General features: G+C 38.2%; 20 protein-coding genes. All 20 read left to right on the forward strand.

Features of this window, described 5'->3' with window-relative positions; all coding sequences use genetic code 11:
- Nucleotides 1-9: 9 nt before the first annotated feature.
- The 20 genes from ftsL (at nucleotide 10) to AC625_RS07340 (ending at nucleotide 24,188) form a co-directional block, all read left to right on the forward strand.
- The gene (ftsL, locus tag AC625_RS07245; protein ID WP_049680682.1) at nucleotides 10-363 is read left to right on the forward strand and encodes a cell division protein FtsL; all 354 of its coding nucleotides are present in this window, start codon (nucleotides 10-12) and stop codon (nucleotides 361-363) included.
- Complete coding sequence (locus AC625_RS07250) at nucleotides 363-2,537, forward strand: penicillin-binding protein (protein ID WP_049680683.1); 2,175 nt, start codon at nucleotides 363-365, stop codon at nucleotides 2,535-2,537. The genes ftsL and AC625_RS07250 overlap by 1 nt, the downstream gene beginning before the upstream one ends.
- Before the next feature lie 338 nt (nucleotides 2,538-2,875).
- Entirely contained in the window at nucleotides 2,876-4,801 is a 1,926-nt protein-coding gene (locus tag AC625_RS07255) for a stage V sporulation protein D (protein ID WP_049680684.1), read from the forward strand.
- Nucleotides 4,802-4,974: 173 nt separating this feature from the next.
- The gene (locus AC625_RS07260) at nucleotides 4,975-6,441 is read left to right on the forward strand and encodes a UDP-N-acetylmuramoyl-L-alanyl-D-glutamate--2,6-diaminopimelate ligase (protein ID WP_049680685.1); all 1,467 of its coding nucleotides are present in this window, start codon (nucleotides 4,975-4,977) and stop codon (nucleotides 6,439-6,441) included.
- A 496-nt stretch (nucleotides 6,442-6,937) separates the two neighbouring features.
- Entirely contained in the window at nucleotides 6,938-7,915 is a 978-nt protein-coding gene (gene mraY, locus AC625_RS07265; protein ID WP_049680686.1) for a phospho-N-acetylmuramoyl-pentapeptide-transferase, read from the forward strand.
- A complete protein-coding gene (gene murD / locus AC625_RS07270) occupies nucleotides 7,916-9,268 on the forward strand; it encodes a UDP-N-acetylmuramoyl-L-alanine--D-glutamate ligase (protein ID WP_049680687.1) in 1,353 nt (450 codons plus the stop codon).
- Nucleotides 9,269-9,849: 581 nt separating this feature from the next.
- Nucleotides 9,850-10,953: a stage V sporulation protein E gene (spoVE, locus tag AC625_RS07275; protein WP_049680688.1), complete on the forward strand. Its 1,104-nt coding sequence runs from the start codon at nucleotides 9,850-9,852 to the stop codon at nucleotides 10,951-10,953.
- Nucleotides 10,954-12,052: 1,099 nt separating this feature from the next.
- Nucleotides 12,053-12,961, forward strand: coding sequence for a UDP-N-acetylmuramate dehydrogenase (gene murB, locus AC625_RS07280; protein WP_049680689.1), 909 nt, complete (start codon nucleotides 12,053-12,055; stop codon nucleotides 12,959-12,961).
- Between the two features lie 148 nt (nucleotides 12,962-13,109).
- Nucleotides 13,110-13,910 (forward strand): cell division protein FtsQ/DivIB, encoded by an 801-nt coding sequence (locus tag AC625_RS07285; RefSeq protein ID WP_049680690.1) that lies wholly within the window; start codon nucleotides 13,110-13,112, stop codon nucleotides 13,908-13,910.
- Nucleotides 13,897-14,595 carry a DUF881 domain-containing protein gene (locus AC625_RS07290; protein WP_245644946.1) on the forward strand — a complete coding sequence of 233 codons (699 nt, stop codon included), beginning with the start codon at nucleotides 13,897-13,899 and terminating at the stop codon, nucleotides 14,593-14,595. Before AC625_RS07285 ends, AC625_RS07290 begins: the two co-directional genes overlap by 14 nt.
- 28 nt (nucleotides 14,596-14,623) lie before the next feature.
- On the forward strand, nucleotides 14,624-15,346 hold the full coding sequence (locus tag AC625_RS07295) for a DUF881 domain-containing protein (RefSeq protein WP_342671010.1): 723 nt from the start codon (nucleotides 14,624-14,626) through the stop codon (nucleotides 15,344-15,346).
- Between the two features lie 14 nt (nucleotides 15,347-15,360).
- Nucleotides 15,361-15,723, forward strand: coding sequence for a small basic family protein (locus AC625_RS07300; protein WP_049680693.1), 363 nt, complete (start codon nucleotides 15,361-15,363; stop codon nucleotides 15,721-15,723).
- Nucleotides 15,724-15,985: 262 nt separating this feature from the next.
- Nucleotides 15,986-17,278, forward strand: coding sequence for a cell division protein FtsA (gene ftsA / locus AC625_RS07305; protein ID WP_049680694.1), 1,293 nt, complete (start codon nucleotides 15,986-15,988; stop codon nucleotides 17,276-17,278).
- Between the two features lie 41 nt (nucleotides 17,279-17,319).
- Complete coding sequence (gene ftsZ, locus AC625_RS07310) at nucleotides 17,320-18,480, forward strand: cell division protein FtsZ (RefSeq protein ID WP_049680695.1); 1,161 nt, start codon at nucleotides 17,320-17,322, stop codon at nucleotides 18,478-18,480.
- Nucleotides 18,481-19,294: 814 nt separating this feature from the next.
- Nucleotides 19,295-20,221 carry a sigma-E processing peptidase SpoIIGA gene (spoIIGA, locus tag AC625_RS07315; protein WP_049680696.1) on the forward strand — a complete coding sequence of 309 codons (927 nt, stop codon included), beginning with the start codon at nucleotides 19,295-19,297 and terminating at the stop codon, nucleotides 20,219-20,221.
- Nucleotides 20,222-20,275: 54 nt separating this feature from the next.
- Entirely contained in the window at nucleotides 20,276-20,995 is a 720-nt protein-coding gene (sigE, locus tag AC625_RS07320; RefSeq protein ID WP_049680697.1) for an RNA polymerase sporulation sigma factor SigE, read from the forward strand.
- A 140-nt stretch (nucleotides 20,996-21,135) separates the two neighbouring features.
- Nucleotides 21,136-21,915, forward strand: coding sequence for an RNA polymerase sporulation sigma factor SigG (sigG, locus tag AC625_RS07325; protein WP_049680698.1), 780 nt, complete (start codon nucleotides 21,136-21,138; stop codon nucleotides 21,913-21,915).
- Between the two features lie 430 nt (nucleotides 21,916-22,345).
- Nucleotides 22,346-22,606: a YlmC/YmxH family sporulation protein gene (locus AC625_RS07330; protein WP_049680699.1), complete on the forward strand. Its 261-nt coding sequence runs from the start codon at nucleotides 22,346-22,348 to the stop codon at nucleotides 22,604-22,606.
- Between the two features lie 74 nt (nucleotides 22,607-22,680).
- Nucleotides 22,681-23,502: a peptidoglycan editing factor PgeF gene (gene pgeF, locus AC625_RS07335; protein WP_049680700.1), complete on the forward strand. Its 822-nt coding sequence runs from the start codon at nucleotides 22,681-22,683 to the stop codon at nucleotides 23,500-23,502.
- 8 nt (nucleotides 23,503-23,510) lie between these two features.
- A complete protein-coding gene (locus tag AC625_RS07340) occupies nucleotides 23,511-24,188 on the forward strand; it encodes a YggS family pyridoxal phosphate-dependent enzyme (RefSeq protein ID WP_049680701.1) in 678 nt (225 codons plus the stop codon).
- The last annotated feature ends 6 nt before the right edge of the window (nucleotides 24,189-24,194 follow it).

Below are 24,194 nucleotides of genomic sequence, written 5' to 3' on the forward strand. Positions count from 1 at the left end.
GGAATCAAAATGAGCTCAGTTGCGAAAAAAATTCAAGAACAACAGATTCAGGAACAACAAAAATCTGTACAAACCGTCATTATCCGTAAAGCGAAAATATCCTTTGGTGAAATGGGATTAATCTGTGTTCTGGCTATTTTCATTGCTTTTCTAGGGACGAGGGTTATTTCCAATCAGGCAGAGATTTATAAAACGAATAAATCAATTCAAATGACAAATCATTCTATTGAAGAGCAGACACGGTTGAATGTAGATTTAAAAGAGCAAGTCAGTGAATTAAGCACCTATGAAAGGATTTGGAAAAAAGCAGCCGACTTAGGTTTAATGCTCAACGAAAATAACGTAAAGGTTGTGCAGGAATAATGCAATTGAAGCAAAAAAATATGAAGCTTGGAGCAGCGTTTTTATTCGTAGTATTCGGGCTGCTCTTTTTTGCGTTAATTGCCCGTTTTTTCTACATTGAAGCTACAGGGCAGGCTGGTGGAGAAGTTCTAGCAGCAAAAATTGAAAAAAAATATGAGAAACAACGGGTGCTTGAAGCGAAGAGAGGCAGCATTCTAGATACAAATGGTGAAGTCATTGCAGAAGATACAGCCTCATACACCTTATTTGCCGTATTGGACAAAAAGATGAAACCTAATTATGTGGCTGATCCGAAACGAACTGCCAAAGAATTAGCTAAAGTAATTGATATGGATGAAGCGCATATATATACTCTACTTATCAAAGATAAGAAACAAGTGGAATTCGGAAATGCTGGCAAGGATATTTCCTACGAGGTTAAATCAAACATTGAAAAATTGAAGCTCCCTGGAATTGCATTTAGCCGAGAAAATAAACGATTTTATCCAAATGGAGTCTTTGCCTCCCATTTAATTGGCTATGTTGAAAAAGATGAAAAAACAAATGAAATGATTGGTAAGATGGGGATTGAAAAATTCTTAAACAAAGAATTAAAGGAAACAGATGGAAAGCTAACGTTTGATGGTGATAAATGGGGATTCTCATTGCCTGATAGCAAAGAAAATGTAATAGCGCCAGTAAATGGTACAAATGTTACTTTAACAATTGATAAAAAGATCCAGACTTTTTTAGAGGATTCGATGTCTAAAGTACAGGAAAAGTATGACCCAGAACAAATCATTGCAATCGTGTCCAACCCGAAAACAGGTGAAATTTTAGCGATGGGTCAAAGGCCGACCTTTCATCCAAAAACGAAAGAAGGACTGACAGATACGTGGAGAAACCTAGCGATCGAGGAGCCTTATGAACCTGGTTCAACGATGAAGATATTTACCTTAGCGGCAGCTGTTGAGGAAGGGGCATTTAACCCTAATGACACCTTTGTTTCAGGAAGTTACAAAATTAAAGGAACTAAACCTATTAATGACCATAGCGGAATGCCTAGCGGGGAAAAGATGACCTTTCTTGAAGGAATTCAACGTTCCTCTAATGTCGGAGTGGTTACGTTTGCGATGGATCATCTTGGGGAAGATAAACTTCGAGATTATCTTACAAAGTTTGGTTTAGACCGTCTTACTGGAATTGATTTACCTTTTGAAAAAACTGGTACGATTCAGTACAAATATAAACGTGATAAAGCAATGACTTCTGTTGGACAAGCTTCTTCGATAACGGCCATTCAACAAATTCAAGCGGCGTCTGCTATAGCTAATAATGGAAAGATGATGAAACCTTATGTGATTAAAAAACTGACTGACCCAAGTACGAACAAAACTATTCAAAAGACCACCCCAACTATGGCAGGACAGCCAATATCAGCAGAAACTGCGAAAAAGGTACGCGAGTATTTAGGAACGGTCCTTACAGCAGAGCACGGGACAGGAAAGAAATACAAAATTGACGGCTATGAAGTAGCTGGAAAAACGGGGACTGCTCAATTTAGTACAAGCGACGGCATATCGAGAGGTGGCGGAAACTATATTTTTTCTTTCTTAGGAATGGCTCCGCTTGATGATCCGGAACTGGTTGTGTATGTTGCGGTAAAAAAACCAAAACTGAAGGCCGGTGAAGTAGGGTCAGACCCAGTAGCCGAAATCTTTAACCCAGTTATGAAAAGTAGCCTGCGATATTTAAATATTGAACCAGCTCATATTCCAAATCAAACCTCAGAGAAAATTAGCGATTATACAAATCAACCTGTGAAATCCGCAGTAGAAAATCTTGGGAAATCTGGATACGAAGTCGTTACGATTGGAAAAGGTACTACGGTTATTAATCAGGCGCCAAAAGCTGGAACTGTTTTATTAGAAGGTGAAAAAATCATCATACGAACGGAAGGGGATATGCTTGCTCCAGATTTAACTGGTTGGTCTTTAAGGGACGTCATGAAGCTGGCGAGTATTGCGAAGTTGAAATTAAATGCTGCAGGAAACGGGTATGTCGAAAGTCAAAATTTTAAAGTAGGGACCATTATGAAAGAAGCAGATTATTTCCTCGTAAACTTGAAAAAACCTGGCGATATTGTTCAAGAAGAAATGGAGCCTAAAGATAAAGAAGACGAAGTGGTTGATTAAAGGGTTAGGATGAGGATTTTCCCATCCTTTCTTTTTTTTGTATGAAGAAGGGCATGAGACGGGTCTTCGCGACTTACTCATTAGGTCAATTAACTTAACGGTATACTTATATGATCGAGAAAGCATCCGAAATTTCAGCTCCGTACCGCCACCATTGTGATTATGTGAGTGTACCGTACTACATGGTATATCCTTCATAGTAACTGTTGGTATTCTAACGTCAATCGGTTTTTGTATGAAAACTCGTATTCTTAAATCCATCGCCTTCATTTTGTTCTAGTTATTTCTCGAACAACATATAACTTGTACAAGCAGGATGAAAATGGAGGTGCCTTTTTGTGCGTGTTTCAAATGTAACGGTAAGAAAACGGTTGGCAATTTTCTTGCTTATTGGGCTTACGGTCTTTACCATCATTGTTATTCGATTAGGAATTGTTCAATTTTATCTTGGAGAGAAATTAACAGGACTTGCTGAAGATTCTTGGAGCAGAAATATTACTTTTGAACCAATGCGAGGGCAAATACTTGATCGAAATGGTGTCCCGTTGGCAACGAATATCTCGGCTCCGACTGTATATGTCATTCCAAGGCAGGTTGTCAATCCGGCTGAGACAGCAGAACAGCTTGCTTCCGTGTTGGACATGGACAAAGAAAAAGCATATAAACTAATTACAAAACATACTTCGAGCGAAAGAATTCCCGAAGGAAGAAAAATCTCACATGAAAAAGCAAAAGAAGTTAAAGCTCTTGGTTTAAAAGGGGTATACATTGCTGAAGATTCGAAGCGATATTATCCATTAGGTGAATACTTATCCCATGTGCTCGGATTTACTGGAGCTGATAATCAAGGATTAATGGGAATTGAGCTTTCCTATGATAAAGAATTAAGCGGTGAAAAAGGGTATGTGAAATTATACACCGATGCAAAAGGAAAAAAGTTGGAAAATATGGCGGATGATTTTAGTGCACCCGTAAATGGTGATAATCTGAAATTGACAATAGACAGCAGGATTCAAACGATTATTGAAAGAGAGCTAGATCTAGCTGAAGCGACTTATAATCCAGATGGTATTATAGCCATTGCAATGAACCCAAACAACGGGGAAATTCTAGCAATGTCAAGCAGACCGACATTTGATCCTGCTAATTTCCAAAATGTGAAAAGTGAAGTCTATAACCGAAATCTCCCTGTATGGAGTTCTTATGAGCCTGGTTCAACGTTCAAGATTATTACTCTTGCTGCAGCATTGGAGGAAGGGAAGGTAGATCTTGAGAAGGATTCGTTTTATGATCCAGGATATATTGAAGTGGCGGGAACAAAGCTTCATTGTTGGAAAAGAGGTGGGCACGGGGAGCAAACGTTTATGGAAGTCGTACAAAATTCATGTAACCCAGGTTTTGTAGAGCTAGGAATGAGACTTGGGAAAGATAAGCTTTTTCAATATATTAGTGATTTTGGTTTTGGGACAAAGACCGGAATCGATCTTCAAGGTGAAGGAACAGGAATCTTGTTCGACATAGATAAGGTGGGGCCTCTTGAACAGGCTACTACCGCATTTGGACAAGGGGTTTCAGTCACTCCGATTCAACAAGTAGCGGCTGTAGCAGCAGCGGTAAATGGCGGTACATTATACACACCTTACATCGCTAAAGAAATGGTTGATTCACAAACAGGTGAGACAATCATGCGGAAATCGCCTCAAGTAAAAAGGAAGGTCATTTCGGAAGAAACTTCGGCAAAAATTCGGGGGGCGCTTGAGACTGTTGTAGCAAAAGGAAGTGGTACTGGGGCATATGTAGATTCATATCGGGTTGGTGGAAAGACTGGTACTGCGCAAAAAGCGGAGAATGGACGTTATTTAGAAAATAACTATATTGTTTCATTCATCGGGTTTGCACCAGCGGACCATCCTGAAATTGTCGTCTATGTAGCAGTCGATAATCCGAAAGGAACGATTCAATTTGGTGGAGTAGTAGCTGCCCCTATCGTAGGAAATATTATGGAGGATGCACTGCGTACAATGGATGTGAAACCTCGTGATACACAAATTGAAAAGAAGACGAAATGGGACGATCCAGTCATGGTTGAATTACCAGACGTAGTAGGATTAACAGCTAAAGAATTACAAACACAACTTATTGGCAAGGTAAACTTAGATATAAGCGGCGATGGGACTATGGTAGTAAAACAATCTCCAGAAGCGGGTGTGAAAGTAAAAGAAGGGTCAACAATTAGAATTTATCTTGGCGAAAGTTCAGAATAAGTATAGAATAATAAAGTAACAAATCAAGCGGCTGGGTTAATTTCAGCCGCGGTTTTTTTACGCAGTGAAAGGATTATTCATTTCTGTTGTATTTAAGGAATAATCCTAACCTCGACAGATTGATTGCATTACTTTATAATTATGCCTTTAAATAGGCAGAGAGGAATGGAAAAATGAGACTTCAAGCGATACTTTCAGCCTTACATTCTTTGACAGTGTTTGAAGGGGAAAATCCTGAAATAACCTCCATTGAACATGATACAAGACGAGTAAAAAAGGGAAGTTTATTTGTTTGTGTGAAAGGTTATACAGTGGATGGCCATGACTTTGCAAAAAAAGCAGTTGCCCTAGGTGCAGCCGCTATTTTGGCTGAGAAACCAATGAATGTAGGAGTTCCAGTTTTTGTCGTTCGTGATACCAAACGAGCTATGGCGGTCGTTGCGGATGCCTTTTACAATCATCCCACCCAAAAGCTTAAACTGATTGGTATAACAGGAACAAATGGCAAGACAACAACGAGTCATTTGCTTGAAAAAATCTTTCAAGATGAGCATGTGGAAACGGGTTTAATCGGAACGATGTATACGAAAATTGGCGACAAAAAAGCTGAAACAAAAAATACGACACCAGATAGTGTTACTCTACAACAAATTTTTCATCAGATGACTCAAGTTCAAGTGGATACGGCAATTATGGAAGTATCCTCCCATGCATTGGAACTTGGAAGGGTTCATGGCTGTGATTATGATATTGCAGTATTTACGAATCTTACCCAAGATCATCTTGATTTTCATGGAACGATGGAACGATATAAGTTTGCAAAATCCTTGTTTTTCTCACAGCTTGGCAATGCTTATCTAGATAATCGACCGAAATACGCGGTGTTGAATGCGGATGATGAGGCGACAGAAGATTTCATCAAGGCAACAGCTGCACATATCCTTACATATGGAATTGATCGAGAAGCAGATATTATGGCTAAGAATATTTCAATCCATTCTAGTGGAACTCAATTTACATTAGTAACAGGCGGGCGAGAGCAAACTGTGAACCTACAGCTAATTGGTAAATTCAGTGTCTATAATGTACTTGCTGCTATAGGGGCTTCTTTATGTGCAGGGGTAAACCTTGATTCAATTATCCAATCACTTGAATCTGTTCAAGGAGTGGCAGGTCGTTTTGAACTTGTCCAGGGAGGCCAGGATTTTACGGTGATCGTCGATTATGCCCATACGCCTGACAGTCTTGAAAATGTCTTGAAAACAGTGCGTGAATTTGCTCATAAGAAAATATTTGTTATCGTGGGTTGTGGTGGGGATCGTGATAAAACGAAACGCCCAATCATGGCAAAAATTGCATTAGAATGGGCGACAGACCCAATTTTCACGTCCGATAATCCTAGAAGCGAGAATCCAGCACAAATTTTGCGAGATATGGAAGAGGGAGTTCACGAAAAGAACTATCAGGTCATCGAAGACCGTAAAGAAGCGATTGAATATGCAATCTCTGCGGCAACAAGTGGAGATGTTATTTTAATTGCTGGAAAAGGGCATGAAACCTATCAAATTATCGGTGATCAAGTGCTTGACTTCGATGATAGAATGGTTGCCAAAGAAGCAATTTTACGAAATAGGAAGTAAATAGGAAGAGTTTGCGTATACTTAAAAAAGAGTGGTATTTCTTTCCTTAAACCTATAAGAGGATGTTCACAATGTTCGAGAAAAACTCATTGAAAGAGAAAGAATATTTTCCATTTCGAGGTTATTTCTATGAAGCAGGCTCTAAGTTAGGAATATAGAATTTTTTAAGAGTATAAGTATATGTTCTTTCAATTAGTTTTGATGTCTAGCTAAAGCAACCAAATCCTTCTACTCATAAGCCAAGTAATCTAATGGGGAGAACCCCCCATACAGTTTGCTTGTCTTATGTTAGTCTTTAGGTTGATTAAGGCGCTTGCGCTTTTATTATGCGCACTATAAAAAAATCAGAAAGAGATGGATATTTGAAAAATGTTTATTATAAAAAATAATATAAGTATTCTGAATAAAACATCTGGAACATATCATGAAATGGATGAAAAAACGGCAGTGGAATTTATCAATTGTAATGCTGCATTAGGAATGAGGGAATAGATTCATGTTAGAACAAGTCATTTTTTATACAATATTGACAGGGTTTTTAATTACGGTTCTCCTATCCCCGATTTTTATCCCCTTCTTACGTAGGCTCAAATTTGGACAAAGCATTCGGGAAGAAGGACCTAAATCACATCAGAAGAAATCAGGAACTCCGACAATGGGCGGTTTGGTCATTTTGCTTGCTGTAGCCATTACAACATTGACAATGGTATTTAAATTTTCTGAGCCATCTGTAGAAATTTATTTATTGTTGTTTGTTATGATTGGTTTTGGCGTTCTAGGTTTTCTTGATGATTTCATAAAAGTAGTAATGAAACGAAATCTTGGCTTGACATCACGTCAGAAGTTGGTTGGTCAAATTATTATATCCGTCATTTTTTATCTAATCTATCGCAAGACAGATGCTTTCGTACCTGAAATTTCTATTCCAGGAACTGACTTAGCGTTACATGTAGGCTGGTTCTATCTCATTATTGTGATTTTCTGGTTGGTTGGTTTTTCAAATGCTATTAATTTAACAGATGGCTTGGACGGGCTTGTTTCAGGAACATCTGCGATTGCGTTTGGTGCATTCGCTGTTTTAGCTTGGAACCAATCACAATATGATGTTGCGATTTTCTCTGTTTCCGTAGTAGGAGCGGTTCTTGGGTTCCTCGTATTCAATGCCCATCCTGCGAAAGTATTTATGGGGGATACCGGTTCATTGGCATTAGGCGGTGCTATTGCGACCATTGCGCTATTAACAAATCTAGAGCTACTTTTGGTCATTGTAGGCGGGGTATTCGTCATTGAAACACTATCTGTTATTTTACAGGTTGCCTCCTTTAAAACGACAGGTAAACGGATTTTTAAAATGAGTCCTTTACATCACCATTATGAATTGGTCGGCTGGTCCGAGTGGAGAGTTGTCGTCACATTTTGGTCAGTCGGTTTATTATTTGCCATTTTAGGAATCTATTTAGAGGTGTGGTTATAAATGAAGGAAACAACAAGTTATTTAAGAAAAAAAATATTAGTGTTGGGATTAGCGAAAAGTGGAGTAACCGCAGCATCCATTTTACATAAATTAGGTGCTTTTGTTACAGTCAATGATATGAAGCCATTATCAGAGAATCCAGAAGCACAAGGATTACTGGAACAAGGAATCAAAGTTGTTTGTGGAAGTCATCCGATTGAATTACTTGATGAAGGCTTTGAACTCATTGTGAAAAATCCAGGGATACCTTATCGAAATCCACTTGTTAAGGGTGCAATTGAAAGAGGTATTCCAGTCATCACAGAAGTTGAATTGGCTTATCAAGTAAGTGAAGCGCCATTTGTTGCGATAACTGGAACCAATGGAAAAACAACGACTACGACGCTTATTTTTGAAATCCTCAAAGAAGATGGAAAGTTGCCGTTGATCGCTGGGAATATCGGAACGGTTGCTTCAGGAGTGGCAGAAAATGCAACATCCGATGAAACGATTGTGATTGAATTATCGTCTTTCCAATTGATGGGGATTGAGATGTTTAAGCCAGAAATCGCAGTTGTAACAAATATTTATGATGCGCACCTTGATTACCATGATTCAAAACAGGAGTACATTGAAGCGAAAGCGGCGGTTATGAAAAATCAAATCGGCAGTGATTATTTTATCTATAATGCGAACCAAGAAGAAACGATGAATATGGCAAAGAATTCTATGGCAGAGCTTGTTCCATTTTCGACTACGACCAAGCATGAAAATGGAGCGTATATCGAAGACAATGCTGTATACTTCCGCAAAGAGCGAGTTGTGAATGTCTCGGATATTCGTCTGCCTGGAAAGCATAATTTAGAAAATATACTTGCGGCCGTAGCAGCTGTAAAACTTAAAAATGTCAAGAACGAAGCAATCCAGCATGTTCTTTCAACCTTTCAAGGGGTTACACATAGAACCCAATATGTAGCAACGATTGAGGGAAGAATGTTTTACAATGACTCTAAAGCAACGAATATTTTAGCTGCTTCAATGGCACTATCATCGTTCGACAATCCAGTTGTCTTACTCGCTGGAGGCCTTGATCGTGGCAATGAATTTGATGAATTAAAACCATATTTAAAGCATGTAAAAGCTGTCATTACATTCGGTGAAGCAGCAGCGAAAATTGAACGGGTTGCACGAGAAGCAGGAATATCTATTGTAAAACGTGTCGATAATGTAGAGAAAGCCGTACCAGCAGCGTATGAAATCTCTGAAGCAGGGGATTGCATCTTACTTTCACCTGCATGTGCAAGCTGGGATCAGTACAAAAGTTTCGAAGTAAGAGGAGACATGTTTATGGAGGCTGTGCATAAACTGAAATAAGAGCTTCTTATTAGAACACTGAGCTTGCATAATGGAGAATAATTTCTGCTTCTCTTGATTGAAAGACATCTTTTAAAAAAGTGATAACGTACAACTCCTATTAGTGTGTGTTCAAAAAGGAGGATAAAAAGAGCCGAGAAGTTCTGCGAGCGATTGTCTCATACCTTTCGCGTATAGAGTGATACGTGAGAACCGGCGAGACAGAGCTTTGATGCAATTTGCAAGCTTTTTTACCGAATTTTTTGAACAACCTCTATTATCTGGAGTATAGTTTATGCCTAACGGATGGTTAATCTCTTTCTAGCGTCGCGAATCTTGACTAACGCTACGAACCCGATTGATTGAACTAAACCTCTGCTTAAGCTTCGGTAGGATTACTGTATCTTACCAAACTGGCTTTTACGAGCAGTTTTCTTACGAGGATTATCTCTTTACTATAGTTCTTGATTTGGGAGATTACAGTCCAATAATAAGGGGGAAACGTACTTATCACTTTTTTTGGCTTATTCTGCTGTTTTAAATTAGCATGATAAGAATAGAAGGCTCGTACAGGCTCTAATACGTACTAGAGGTGTATGATAATGCCGTTGAAAAAATCAAATCCGGATTTTATTTTAATTATTGTTACTTTAAGTCTGTTGGCGATTGGCTTAATCATGGTGTATAGTGCTAGTGCGATATGGGCTGCTTACAAATTTGACGGAGACTCGTTCTACTTTGCAAAACGACAGCTTCTATTTGCTGGGGTTGGGGTCGTCGCAATGTTTTTCATCATGAATGTTGATTATTGGACATGGCGAACATGGGCAAAACTCATTATTATCGTTTGTTTTGTCTTGCTGCTCGCTGTTTTAGTTCCTGGTATAGGTGTAGAACGAAATGGTTCACGAAGCTGGATTGGTATTGGTGCATTTTCTATTCAGCCATCAGAGTTTATGAAATTAGCCATGATTGCATTTTTAGCGAAATTTTTATCAGAACGGCAGAAGTTCATTACCTCTTTCAAGAAAGGATTAATGCCTTCGTTGGGCATTGTATTTTTAGCTTTTGGCCTAATTATGTTACAGCCTGATCTTGGGACAGGTACAGTCATGGTGGGAACTTGTGTTGTTATGATCTTTGTTTCGGGAGCAAGGGTGGTACATTTTGTTTGGCTTGGTTTACTTGGAGTAGCTGGCTTCGTGGCCCTCATTGCTTCAGCACCTTATCGGATAAAGCGAATTACCTCTTTTTTAGATCCTTGGGCAGACCCACAAAATAGTGGTTTTCAAATGATTCAATCCTTTTATGCAATCGGACCTGGCGGATTGTTTGGACTTGGACTTGGACAAAGCCGACAAAAGTTTTTCTACTTGCCTGAACCGCAAACCGATTTTATTTTTGCCATTATTTCAGAAGAACTTGGGTTTATAGGTGGAACATTAGTGATTTTATTATTTGCTTTGCTTTTGTGGAGAGGGGTCCGGATTGCGTTAGGAGCTCCAGATCTATATGGAAGCCTTGTTGCAGTCGGAATTATTGCAATGGTAGCGATTCAGGTGATGATTAATATTGGAGTTGTGACAGGGCTAATGCCTGTAACTGGAATAACACTTCCATTTTTAAGTTATGGCGGATCATCTTTAACCCTGATGTTAATAGCAATAGGGGTGCTATTGAATATAAGCAGATATTCAAGGTATTAAAAATCAATGCAATGCCTTCTATAGATCATTTGAATGGACGGTAGTATTATCGTATTTAAATATATTTCAAAATAGGAATTGCCCGTAGAATGAGGAATCTCTTTCTACGGGCAATTCCTATTTTGGATCATAATGACGTATTATGCTTTCTATATTATATAGGAAAAGAAATATTGAGAAATAGTTGTGCAACATTCAATCATCTGTCTGCAATACCATTAGGTCAAACACTTCCTACTACGCGAAAAAAACGGTTCTGATTTCCTGTTTAAAAGCGTATAAACTTATTGGATTTGTGTATTAAGTCCTAGTTATGATGCGATTGTAATTATTTCGTGGGTCTTTAGAATCATTTCGAAAATAGCGCTCGCACAATCATTATTTAATTCAAATATTTCCAGGTTGTTTCTGAATAAAATCCAGTGTTTATTGTGGTAATGAAAGGGTGTTTAGACTATAGTATAAGAGGGTAAAAGCTGACAGTGCTTTGTTTTCTATATCTGAGAAAAAGTTACTGATAAATTTAGTGAAAAAAGATAATTGATGTCCACCGTTTCTATACATATAATATACGATGTCTCATCAGAATTTATCCCGCATTAACGGGCAGTCCCCCGACCTCAAGGCTTAGAGGAATTGAAGAAGCGTAGTGGGAGATAACTACCTAATCTAGTTGCGGACCCTAGCCAGTCTGAGGTCATAAGCTGTAATATTCTGTGGCAAACTACGCCACGCCGCATTCCATCTTATGCTTGTCGGACTATCACAGGACGTGAGCGATCTTAATAGACGTTCCTTATAGCAATCGCCTCGCTTTTTGAAGTAAATGCCCGATTGGTGAGATACAGTGAAACTTACCGAGAGTTACGCAGAGGTAAAGTGAGGCCAACAGGATGGTTGGTGGGTCACATAGATGAAGATGAGGCCGCGGCGTACTTAGGTCTGTGACTCTAGAACGTGACTAACAATCAGTGGGGGGGGAAGAAAACCCTCACTGATTGAAGTTTCACTTTATAAAGAAGCGATCGGATAATTCAAAACGAACCGTTCAAACGATATAGCATACAATGAAAAAAACTTGATATGAAGGAGGACTATGATGAAAGAAGTAATAGAGAAATTAAAACAAATGGAAGTAGGTAAGGTACGTGAAAATGAGCCACTTGCAAACCATACCACAATGAAAGTTGGCGGTCCTGCAGATATTTTTATTGAGCCATCGTCCCTTGAAAATCTAGAAAAAACGATGGAAATCATAAAGGAAAATAACATCGAGTGGCGAGCAATTGGGCGTGGATCAAATTTGCTTGTCTCGGATCAGGGCATAAAAGGTGCTGTTATTAAATTAGGTAAAGGATTAGATTCCTTAAAAATAGAAGGTACTGATATCACAGTAGGGGCAGGATTCTCGCTTGTAAGTCTGTCTGTCCAAATTAGTAGAAAAGGGCTTTCTGGATTGGAATTTGCGAGTGGAATACCTGGTTCAGTAGGTGGTGCTGTGTATATGAACGCTGGTGCCCATGGCTCAGATATTTCTAAAGTATTAAAAAAAGCATATATTCTTTTTGATGATGGAACACTACAATGGTTATCAGCAGAAGAAATGGAATTCTCCTATCGAACGTCAACCCTTCAAAAAAAGCGGCCAGGCATTGTTTTAGCTGCTGTTTTTCAATTAAAGACAGGAAACCGGGAGGAAATTGTTTCTGCAATGCAGAACAATAAAAATTATAGAAAAGAAACTCAGCCATATGATAAGCCGTGTGCAGGAAGTATATTCCGAAATCCCCTGCCTCAATATGCTGGCCAGCTTGTTCAGGACGCTGGATTAAAAGGGCATGTAATCGGTGGAGCAAAAATTTCTGAAATGCACGGGAATTTTATTGTCAATACAGGCGAGGGCAGTGCAGAAGATGTGTTAGCTCTAATCCAACATGTAAAAAATACTGTATACGAAATATTTGGAGTTAAGCTTGAAACAGAAGTTGAAATAATTGGAAGAAAGTAACTTTTGTAATACGAACCATGCTTAATCGTGTGCTATAAAGATATCCTGAAATAATCTCATTAGCATTATTATGAGATCTTGTTCATGCCGTTTGCAAGCGGGCGGATTACAAGCATTGTCCATTTGTTTTCAGGAAGAGGTGAGGGGGATGGAAAAAGGAAAAATTGTTTCCATTGAAGATCGTATCCCAAAATTAAAGAAGCTTAGAAAAAGAAAAGCGAATAGAAGGTTGATTCTATTGCTATCATTCTTTTTTATTCTAATTGCTTGTGTGCTGTATTTTCTTTCTCCACTTAGCCATATTAAAGAAATTAAGGTAATGGGGAATCAGTATTTATCATCTGATCAAATTATTACGTTAAGTGGATTAACAAATGACACGAACATCTGGAAAGTTAACAAAAGTGAAATGATAAAAAAAATGATAGAAAGTCAAAAGGAAATTGAATCGGTTACCATTTCAACACAATTTCCAAATTCAGTGTTGATCACGGTAACTGAATTTGAAAGAATCGCCTATCTTTCAAAAAATAATCGATTTTATCCAATCATGGAAAACGGCAAAATCCTGACAGAACTTGAAAGCGGAGAAATTCCAGTTTTCGCCCCTGTGCTTATTGATTTTACTGAAGGTGATACACTAAACCAATTATTGGATGAATTGAAAGTATTACCTGAAGAGATTCGTAACTCAATTTCTGAAATTCGTAAGGAACCTACCAAAACGGACGCCTATCATATAACGATGTTTATGAATGACGGGTTTGAAGTGAGTGCGACTAGCAGAACTTTATCCAAAAAGATGATCCATTACCCTTCTATTGTTGCTCAATTAGATCCAAATGTAAAAGGGGTCATTAATCTTGAGGTGGGCTCTTTCTTTAAAGCTTATGATACCCCTAATCTAACGGAAGAGATTAATGGGGTTGATCAAGATGAAAATCATTAAAGGGAGAAAAGTCATTCTTTCCATTGTGAGTCTTGTCCTTGGGTTTATGGTTGCTTTTTCCTATAATCTAACAAAGCAAAAACAGAGGGAAGTAAACCTCGTTAATCAAACGTGGGATCGAGAATACGAGCTTAGAGAACAGCTAATCAAACAAGAGAAAGTAAACAGGAAACTCAGTCAGGAATTACGGAAAAAGCAGGCACAAGTAACAGATATTGAAAAAGACCTTTCACAAGAAAAGGAATCCTCGTTTAAGCTTGCAAAAGAAGCTAAGCAATACCGGATGTTTCTAGGGAAGATTAAAGTAAAGGGACCAGGACTTACCGTGACTCTTGCGGATGGTACGGCTGGAAAAGTAGATGATAATATAAATGATTACCTCGTTCATGAACAGCATGTTTTTAAGGTCATTAATGAATTGTACATATCAGGTGCAGCGGCGGTGGCTGTTAACGGGCAGAGATTGAATCATGATTCGTATATTGTTTGCAATGGTCCTGTAATTACTGTGGACGGACAGCAGTATCCAGCACCATTTGTAATCACTGCAATTGGGGATGCTAACGTATTGGAGGCTTCACTTAACTTAGCTGGTGGAGTCAAAGATCAATTAGTGAATGAAAATATCATATTCACGATATTGAAGCAAAATGAAGTGGAAATGGAACCGGTATATAATAGCTAAGAAAATTCACCGTACCAAAGAAAGCTTGGTGACACTTTTGAAAAAAAGGAATAAAATCTCCTTTACTTTAATTGCGGTGGTAGTTGGATTTATGGTAGCCTTCCAATTTAAAACGTTTAAAGAGCCATCCGTCAAACAGGTAAGGGATACACGTGATTCCTACGAGCTTAGAAGCGGTATACTAAAGGAGCAGAAAGTCCAAACTGAATTGGTTCAGGAAATAAGTAAATTAGAAGAGAAGCTTGCCCAATACGATACAACTAGAAGCCAGAGTAAGGAGCAAATTCTAAGTGAGACGTTGGAAGAGCTCAAAAGCGAAGCAGGAATGACTGAGGTAAGTGGAAAAGGGATTATTTTAACCATCAAACCAATTGAGGGAAATATTCTATTAGGTGAGAACATTTTGAATGTTTCACCTGATCTTTTAAAACGGATGCTAAATGAGTTATTCCTATATGATGCAAAAGAGATTTCGATAAATGGGCAGAGAATTATTACTACATCTGTTATTCGAGATATTAATGGTCAAACAAAGATTGATGGCAAAAGTGTATCAAGGGATTCGATTGAAGTAAGGATACTTGCTGAAGACGCCAAGAAACTTAAAGAAAGGATTCAGGTTTCACCTTCAATCGATAATTTTTATGTGGATAATTATGAGGTTACTATTTCTAACCCATTGGACATAGTAACGCTACCTCCTTATCAAAACTCATTAAATATTCAATATATGGAACCCGTTGATGAATAGGAGGACAAATAACTATGTGGCTTCCTATTTTTGGCCTTTTAGTAGGCATCACTTTAGGCCTTTTAACAGATATCAAAATTTCTGCTGAATATGCGAATTATTTATCAATCGCGATTCTTGCAGCATTAGATACTTTAGTGGGTGGCATTAGGGCACATTTACAAAATATCTACGATGAAATAGTTTTTGTATCTGGCTTTTTCTTTAATATCATCTTGGCTGCAAGTTTAGCTTTTCTAGGCGTACATCTTGGTGTAGACTTATATTTAGCTGCAGTTTTTGCATTTGGTGTAAGATTGTTTCAAAATATAGCAGTTATACGACGCGTAATTTTAACAAAATGGTCCCTTTATAAAGAAAAAACAGAAAAAAATTAGTGTGTTTTTAAAGGGAATGTGGTATGCATGACGAATATTGTTAAGAAGTGTATCGTTTATGAAACAGATGACATTACATGTGATATTCTAATTTGTTTAACACGTGTACGACTCTGCTTTGAAAAATAGACCCTACCCAAAGAGAAAACGATTCTTTGGTAGTTATATCACTACAATATGGTTATGAAAGATAGAAAGAACATTCGTATTGCCTATTGTTGTTTTTTAGAAAGATGTTAAAACTTGAAGGAGGTGCCATGGAATGAACAGCAATGAAATTTACGTAAGTCTCGACATCGGTACATCCAGTGTTAAAGTAATCATTGGTGAAATGGTTAATGATACGTTAAACATAATCGGTGTAGGAAATGTGAAATCAGAGGGATTAAAAAAAGGATCGATTGTTGATATAGATGAAACGGTTCAATCTATTCAGCGGGCCGTTGAACAGGCAGAACGAATGATTGGAATGGAAATCAATAAGGTCATAGTCGGTATAAGCGGCAATCATGTAATGTTACAACCTTGCCATGGCGTTGTCGCAGTTTCAAGTGATAATAAGGAGATAACCATTCAGGATGTTGTGAGGGTTAGAGAGGCAGCCGAATTGATTACGATTCCTTCTGACAGGGAGATTATTGATATTATCCCTGTCCATTATAAAGTGGACGAGCTTGATGAAATCAGCGATCCAAGAGGTATGATTGGTGTTCGTTTGGAGATGAGAGGGATATTAATCACGGGTTTGCGCACGATTTTACATAATTCATTAAGGTGTGTAGAAAGAGCAGGTTTGGAAATTACAGACATTGCGCTACAACCGCTCGTGGCCGGCTCTCTTGTGCTATCAAAAGATGAAAAAGAACTCGGTGTTGCGCTTCTCGATATCGGTGGTGGTTCAACAACACTAGCAGTTTTCGATCAAGGGCATTTGAAACACACATCTGTGATACCAATTGGCGGAGAGACGATTACTAAAGACCTTTCTATCGTATTACGTACGACAACAGATGATGCTGAGAAAATCAAAATTAAACATGGGCATGCCTTTTATGATGATGCATCAGAAGAAGATGTGTTCAATATCCCTATAATCGGTAGTGATCAGCAACAACCTTGCAATCAGTTGATGTTGTCTGACATAATTGAGGCAAGGATGACAGAAATATTTGAACTTGTTCAAAACGAATTAAATAGAATAGGCGAGAATGATCTCGCAGGAGGATTTGTATTGACCGGTGGCGTTGTAAAGATGCCAGGAGTATTAGAACTTGCTCAATATACTTTCCAAAACCGAGTGAGGACAGCTGAACCGAATTATATAGGTGTTCGAGAACCTCAATATACGACAGCTGTTGGATTAATTAAACATGCTTGTAAAAAGGCAAGAATACAAAAAAATAATAAAGCGCCTGTAGCTGCAGGTTCAGCTTACGAAAATCGAGAACAGAGTCCCCAAAAGCAGCAGCCTCAACCGAAAGAACGAGTGGAGAAGCCTCGGGCGGAAAAAGGTGAATCTAAATTCAAAAAGATCCTTGGTTACTTTTTTGAATAAGAAGGAAATTATTGGAATATCGTCAAATTAGGAGGATTATCATGTTGGAGTTTGATTCTAATCTAGAAACATTAGCTACTATAAAAGTCATCGGTGTAGGCGGGGGCGGTAACAACGCCGTAAACCGTATGATTGAGCACGGGGTTCAAGGGGTAGAGTTTATTTCTGTTAACACAGATGCTCAAGCTCTAAATCTATCAAAAGCAGAAATCAAAATGCAAATCGGAGGTAAACTTACTCGTGGATTAGGTGCTGGTGCAAATCCAGAAGTGGGGAAAAAAGCGGCTGAAGAAAGCAAGGAACAAATTGAAGAAGCGTTAAAAGGCGCAGATATGGTATTTGTAACGGCTGGAATGGGTGGAGGAACGGGCACTGGAGCAGCTCCTGTTATCGCTCAAATTGCAAAGGACTTAGGAGCGCTGACTGTAGGTGTTGTTACGCGACCGTTCACATTTGAAGGACGTAAACGTTCAACACAGGCTCAGGGCGGTATTGGTGCAATGAAGGAATCAGTCGATACGTTAATTGTCATCCCAAATGATCGACTACTTGAAATCGTTGATAAAAGTACGCCAATGCTCGAAGCATTCCGTGAAGCTGATAATGTCCTTAGGCAAGGTGTCCAAGGGATCTCTGATTTGATCGCTGTTCCTGGTTTAATTAACTTGGACTTTGCAGATGTAAAGACGATTATGTCTAATAAAGGTTCTGCGCTCATGGGAATAGGTATTTCTTCTGGTGAAAACCGTGCGACTGAAGCTGCAAAAAAAGCCATCTCAAGTCCACTTCTTGAAACATCTATTGATGGTGCTCAAGGGGTCTTAATGAACATTACTGGGGGAACGAACTTAAGTTTATTTGAAGTTCAAGAGGCAGCTGACATTGTTGCAAGTGCTTCTGATCAAGAGGTAAATATGATTTTCGGTTCTGTTATTAACGAAAACTTTAAAGATGAAATTGTTGTAACAGTGATTGCTACAGGGTTTAATGATGCTGAAGAGATTAAATCTGTATCGACAAGACCTTCATTTGGACAAGCACGACCTTCATCACCAACTTCAACTTCTGGAGTTAAGCGTGAAGTGAAAAGGGAAGAACATGTCGAACAGCAACAACAACAACAGCCTGTTCGTAATTCTAATCAAGCAGAAGAAGCATTGGATATCCCAACTTTTCTACGTAACCGGAACAAGCGTCGTTAATTTGTTGAGTTATAAAATTTAACAGATTAAAAGATTCATTCGACAAATTGGCATAAAATAAGTCTCATTTCCACAGTAGTAAGAGAGGATGCCCCATAAGGCTCTAACCTCACACTCTATACTCAGTTTATGTGTTACATACACTTCATTTAAACTGTACATAGGTGTAAGGTCTAGCCTTTTGTAATGGGACATCCTTTTTTGCGTACTCACCGATTCCTTTTGAAATTGGAAGTTTCACATTATCCCGGTTTAACAGGCTGTAATACCCTCGCCCCAATTTTTGTGAGAGAATCAAGAAAAAGTAGGTGGGGGATAAACAGCCTGTAAATCCCCGATTGGTTCAACTAATCATCAGTGGGGAATGAAGAAACCCCACTAATGGAAGTTTCACTTTATTTGTGCCGCACTCCCCTTTATAGCAGTTAACGTTTTTCTTTGAAGGATAAAATATTCTAAGTGTTCCTTCCTAACCTCAACTAGTAAAGATCATCAGCAAAACAACTTCATTTTATTTATTCTACAAAAAAGCAGAAAAACTCCTAAAATATCCAGTCATAATATGACACACTTTCTGATGCAAGGTACGATATACTTTTTGCTAATAGAAGGTGTGCAAGCTATTTGTAAGATGAAAAATAGGATTATGAATTTTTACAATAAAGATGTTTGCACCTTTCTGGCAAGAATGTGTAAGTTTTTTTACAAATTCTCGTTCTAGCGCAACTTGGTGGTTAGAAAAGTACTATTCGCTAGTTTACACGGGATGCATGGATTTTATAACAATGCGCAATTCTAAAAGGGTGGTGAATATTTGACGCTCTATTTGGATGTTATTTGGTTATTAAATTGGTTTTTTGATTGTCTTTTGCTTTATTGGACTGCGGTTTTGTTAAAGCGGAGAGTTCCTTTCTGGAGAGTTCTTGCGGGGGGATTCCTTGGTTCTCTTATCATTGTCTTATCTTTTACTTCATATCATGTGTTCGCTGATAGAGTGTTGGTAAAGCTATTATTCTCTATCTTTATGATTTTAACGGTTTATGGTTTTGGCAGGTTCAAAGTTTTCGTGAAAAATTTGGCGACGTTATATTTCGTTACTTTCTTGTCTGGCGGTATTTTGCTCGGTCTCCATTATTTATTTGAATACAACGTTTTATCAGGACAGAACACCATGTATAAAGGGATTAATCAATTCGGAGACCCAGTCAGTTGGATATTTGTTATTATTGGCTTCCCACTGGCATGGCAATTCTCAAGAAGGACTTTAGAATCGATAGAAATGACAAAAATTAACCATCAACAACTGGTTAAAGTTACGGTGAAAATTGATGATTTCATTTGTTCGGTAGAAGGTTTTATTGATAGTGGAAATCATCTGTATGATCCAATTTCGCAATCTCCAGTCATGATTTTGTCACTAAATGGCCGAGAAAATACGATCCCGAAAGATATGGTAGCACTTTTTGAAAATCCAGATATTCTACTTAATGACGTGGGTAGCACTCATTATACGTGGACGGAGCGATTACGAATTATTCCGAGTAAAGTTGTTGGTAATGACCACCAGTTGTTGACTGCAATTAAATCAGATTGGATTGAAATTATTCAAAATAAAGATATTTTTCGAGTGAAAACTGGACTAGTCTCTTTTACCTTCCAAAAGTTATCTGCGGATGGGAAATTTGAATGTATTGTCCATCCGAAAATGGTAACAGGAATTCCGGTTCGAGCTGTTTCATGAGAAGGGATATATAAAACATACTCAAATTTGTAGAAAATAGAAGGGAGAATTCAGTTGAAAAAAACTATTCTGCGTCTCACTTATTATTGGTATAAACTATTGTTCAAGCTTGGGTTGAAAACAGATGAAATTTTCTACATTGGAGGGAGTGAGGCCTTGCCGCCTCCGCTCTCCAAAGAAGAAGAGGAAGTTTTAATTAATAAATTACCAAAAGGTGACGAAACAGCGCGTGCCATACTAATTGAGAGAAACTTACGTCTTGTTGTTTATATTGCGAGAAAATTTGAGAATACAGGCATTAATATCGAGGATTTAATCAGCATTGGTACAATAGGATTAATCAAAGCTGTTAATACATTTAACCCAGAGAAAAAAATTAAATTAGCTACATATGCATCCAGATGTATCGAGAATGAAATCCTTATGTATCTGCGGCGAAATAACAAGATTCGTTCTGAGGTGAGCTTTGATGAGCCACTTAATATCGACTGGGATGGTAATGAATTACTACTTTCTGATGTACTTGGAACAGAGGAAGATATTATTACGAAAGATCTAGAAGCTAATGTAGACCGGAAATTGTTAACAAAAGCACTCACACAGCTTTCCGATCGAGAAAAACAAATCATGGAACTCCGGTTTGGATTAGCTGGGCAAGAAGAGAAAACGCAAAAGGATGTAGCGGATATGTTAGGGATTTCCCAATCATATATTTCTAGACTAGAAAAAAGAATTATTAAAAGACTTAGGAAGGAATTTAATAAAATGGTGTAAAAAAAATTTCTAAATGCAAGTAGCTGTTTGCAATGGTTTGATCTTAGTCGGTGTTTTTTACGTTCCTCCACTGTGCATATTTTTTCGACTCCGGGAGATACTTATTTTTGAAAGGCAGCTCCTGTGAGGAGGGAAAAATTTTGTCTCGTAACAAAGTTGAGATTTGCGGTGTTGATACATCAAAACTACCGGTATTAAAAAATGAAGAAATGCGAATACTCTTTAAAGAAATGCAAGGTGGCGATACAACAGCGAGAGAAAAACTGGTAAACGGGAATCTTAGGCTCGTGTTGAGCGTAATTCAACGCTTCAATAACCGGGGTGAATTTGTGGATGATCTATTTCAGGTAGGCTGCATTGGTTTAATGAAATCGATTGATAATTTCGATTTAGGTCAAAATGTTAAATTTTCGACATATGCTGTTCCGATGATCATCGGAGAGATTAGAAGATATTTACGGGATAATAATCCAATCAGGGTTTCCCGTTCGCTAAGAGATATCGCCTATAAAGCTTTGCAGGTAAAAGAAAAACTGATGAGTCGAACATTGCGTGAACCAACGGCTGAAGAAATTGCCAAGGAATTAGATGTATCCCACGAAGAAATCGTCTTTGCGCTTGACGCAATTCAGGATCCAGTATCATTATTCGAGCCAATTTATAATGATGGTGGTGATCCGATCTACGTATTAGACCAATTAAGTGATGAAAAAAATAAAGACAGTCAATGGATTGATGAAATTGCGTTGAATGAAGGAATGCGTCGTCTGAATGATCGTGAGAAGATGATCCTCCGAAAGCGATTTTTTCAAGGGAAAACACAAATGGAAGTTGCTGATGAAATTGGCATCTCGCAAGCACAAGTTTCAAGACTTGAGAAAGCAGCAATTCGACAAATGAATAAGAATATCCAACAATAAAAATTGTTGTTTGGACAGTAACCGACTCCATATCTTGGCGTATGTCAAGAATATGGAGTTTTTTTATGTATTAGGCTATGTATTAAAAACTGTAATAAGAAAGTTTTAGAAACAAGTACATGTGGCTTCTTTTTAAACATATACATAGAATTAAGAAATAACATGGAATTAAAACTCCACGATTTAGTTTGAAGAAAGGCTTGATAAAACTGGGAAACTACCTCAAATAAAGTGGTGGAGCTGAACCGCGATTTTATATAAGTTTACTCAAATTCTAGTTTAACTTGCTATTTAATTGGTGTTGCTGTTTAAATCAACGAAGCTTTGTCCCCTTTTCCTTCATGCAAAATTATTACCGCCACATTAGACATTGAAACTCACTTTATTAAACTGATATGTAATCTTGAATAAAGAAGAGGAGCTGATCAGATTGGTCAGAATATCTGAATTTCAAATAAAAGATATTGTCAATATTGGAGATGGGAAAAGATTAGGGAATATGGTGGATCTTATTATTAATCCTCAAGCAGGTTCCATTGAAGCGATAATTGTATCGAATGGTAGCCGAATGCTTGGTATTTTTGGAAAAGACGAGGAGATTATCATTCCATGGAAAAAGATAAAAAAAGTCGGTGAGGATGTTATTCTAGTTGAGCATTCATTTGCATTTAAAGAAAACCTTGATGATTAGCAAGTAATTCTGCTTTTCATAGTGAAAATAAAGGGGAATGTGATACACTAAATAAAAAACAAGAGGTAAGGATTATGACAGAACCATTTTTATTGCGTGAAGAAGAGTTTTATTGTCTCGAAAGCTGGATGAATAAGTTTCCAGGGCTAACAGCAGGGTTCACTACAAAAAATGGTGGAGTCAGCAAGGCACCCTATGCTTCGTTGAATATTGGCTTTCATGTGGGCGATAACACGGAGGATGTTGTCGCAAATCGCCGTCTGTTAGCTGAAAAGCTTTCTTTCTCTTTAAAAGATTGGGTTTGCGCCGAACAGACGCACGAGACAAAAGTTGTGAAAGTTTTGCCGTCTGACTGTGGGAAGGGTGCGAAGGATTATCCTTCCAGTCTCAAAGCAACGGATGGACTTTTTACAACAGAGAAACAAATTCTCCTCACTCTTTGTTATGCGGACTGCGTGCCCGTTTATTTTATTGCACCAAAGCATAGAATGGTGGGGATAGCTCATGCAGGTTGGAGGGGAACAGTCGGAGGGATTGCATCTTCTATGATTGAGTCATGGAATCAAGTGGGTATCCCATCAGCAGATATTCATGCAGCAATCGGTCCATCCATTTGTGGCGATTGTTATGTTGTCGATGATAAAGTTGTCAAGTTTGTGCAAAAATTGCTGGAAGATTATGACGAAAAGCCATATACTTTAATTAGCGAAGGACAATATAAGCTAAATCTGAAACAGGTCAATACTGAAATTCTAGTAAAGGCCGGTGTTCCTCGAGAACAAATTGAAATTTCAACACTATGTACCAGTTGTGAAAACGGGACGTTTTTTTCTCATCGGCGTGATCAAGGAAAAACGGGACGTCTTATGAGTTTCATTGGCTGGAAGGAGGAATAAAAGGAACATTGAGAGTAGCAGATAATAAAACGATCATTGACGAAAAAATAAATGCTGCGTGTCAGAAAAGCGGCAGAAACCGTAATGAAATTACGATAGTAGCTGTGACAAAATACGTTTCAGTGGAGCGTGCTACAGAAGCATTTGAAGCTGGGCTTTATCATCTCGGTGAAAATCGAGATGAAGGGCTTTTAAATAAATATACTGTATTAGGGGACAAGCCAATCTGGCATTATATTGGTAGCCTGCAAACTAGAAAGGTCAAAAATATCATTGATAAAGTGGAATATATTCATTCCCTTGATCGGATTTCATTGGCTGAAGAAATTGAGAAACGGGCGACTAAGCCTATAAAATGTCTAGTGCAGGTAAATGTTTCGGGTGAGGAATCTAAACAGGGAATAACTCCTTTAGAGACATTATCGTTTATTCGTAATCTAGACTCCTTTTCAAACATTCAAATCGCTGGTTTAATGACGATGGCTCCTCTTACGGAAGATGAAAATAAACTTCGGGCTTGCTTTAAAAAATTGAAGGAGCTACAAAAAGAAGTTCAAGCGGCCAACATGACACATGCACCATGTATGGAATTATCAATGGGAATGTCGAATGATTATACTATTGCCATTGAAGAAGGTGCAACGATGATTCGCATAGGAACTGCATTAGTCGGTGGGGAATCCTAAGGAGGT

Origin of the sequence: Peribacillus loiseleuriae (genome assembly GCF_001183985.1) — a bacterium.
In the GTDB taxonomy this organism is placed as follows: Bacteria; Bacillota; Bacilli; order Bacillales; family DSM-1321; genus Peribacillus; species Peribacillus loiseleuriae.

Excerpts from the sequence above, each read along its gene's own strand:
- ftsZ (WP_049680695.1), top strand. The coding sequence starts at position 17,320 with ATGTTGGAGTTTGATTCTAATCTAGAAACATTAGCTACTATAAAAGTC.
- AC625_RS07260 (WP_049680685.1), top strand. The coding sequence starts at position 4,975 with ATGAGACTTCAAGCGATACTTTCAGCCTTACATTCTTTGACAGTGTTT.
- AC625_RS07285 (WP_049680690.1), top strand. The coding sequence starts at position 13,110 with ATGGAAAAAGGAAAAATTGTTTCCATTGAAGATCGTATCCCAAAATTA.
- murD (WP_049680687.1), top strand. The coding sequence starts at position 7,916 with ATGAAGGAAACAACAAGTTATTTAAGAAAAAAAATATTAGTGTTGGGA.
- spoVE (WP_049680688.1), top strand. The coding sequence starts at position 9,850 with ATGCCGTTGAAAAAATCAAATCCGGATTTTATTTTAATTATTGTTACT.
- ftsA (WP_049680694.1), top strand. The coding sequence starts at position 15,986 with ATGAACAGCAATGAAATTTACGTAAGTCTCGACATCGGTACATCCAGT.
- mraY (WP_049680686.1), top strand. The coding sequence starts at position 6,938 with ATGTTAGAACAAGTCATTTTTTATACAATATTGACAGGGTTTTTAATT.
- ftsL (WP_049680682.1), top strand. The coding sequence starts at position 10 with ATGAGCTCAGTTGCGAAAAAAATTCAAGAACAACAGATTCAGGAACAA.
- AC625_RS07250 (WP_049680683.1), top strand. The coding sequence starts at position 363 with ATGCAATTGAAGCAAAAAAATATGAAGCTTGGAGCAGCGTTTTTATTC.
- AC625_RS07290 (WP_245644946.1), top strand. The coding sequence starts at position 13,897 with ATGAAAATCATTAAAGGGAGAAAAGTCATTCTTTCCATTGTGAGTCTT.
- pgeF (WP_049680700.1), top strand. The coding sequence starts at position 22,681 with ATGACAGAACCATTTTTATTGCGTGAAGAAGAGTTTTATTGTCTCGAA.
- murB (WP_049680689.1), top strand. The coding sequence starts at position 12,053 with ATGAAAGAAGTAATAGAGAAATTAAAACAAATGGAAGTAGGTAAGGTA.
- AC625_RS07300 (WP_049680693.1), top strand. The coding sequence starts at position 15,361 with ATGTGGCTTCCTATTTTTGGCCTTTTAGTAGGCATCACTTTAGGCCTT.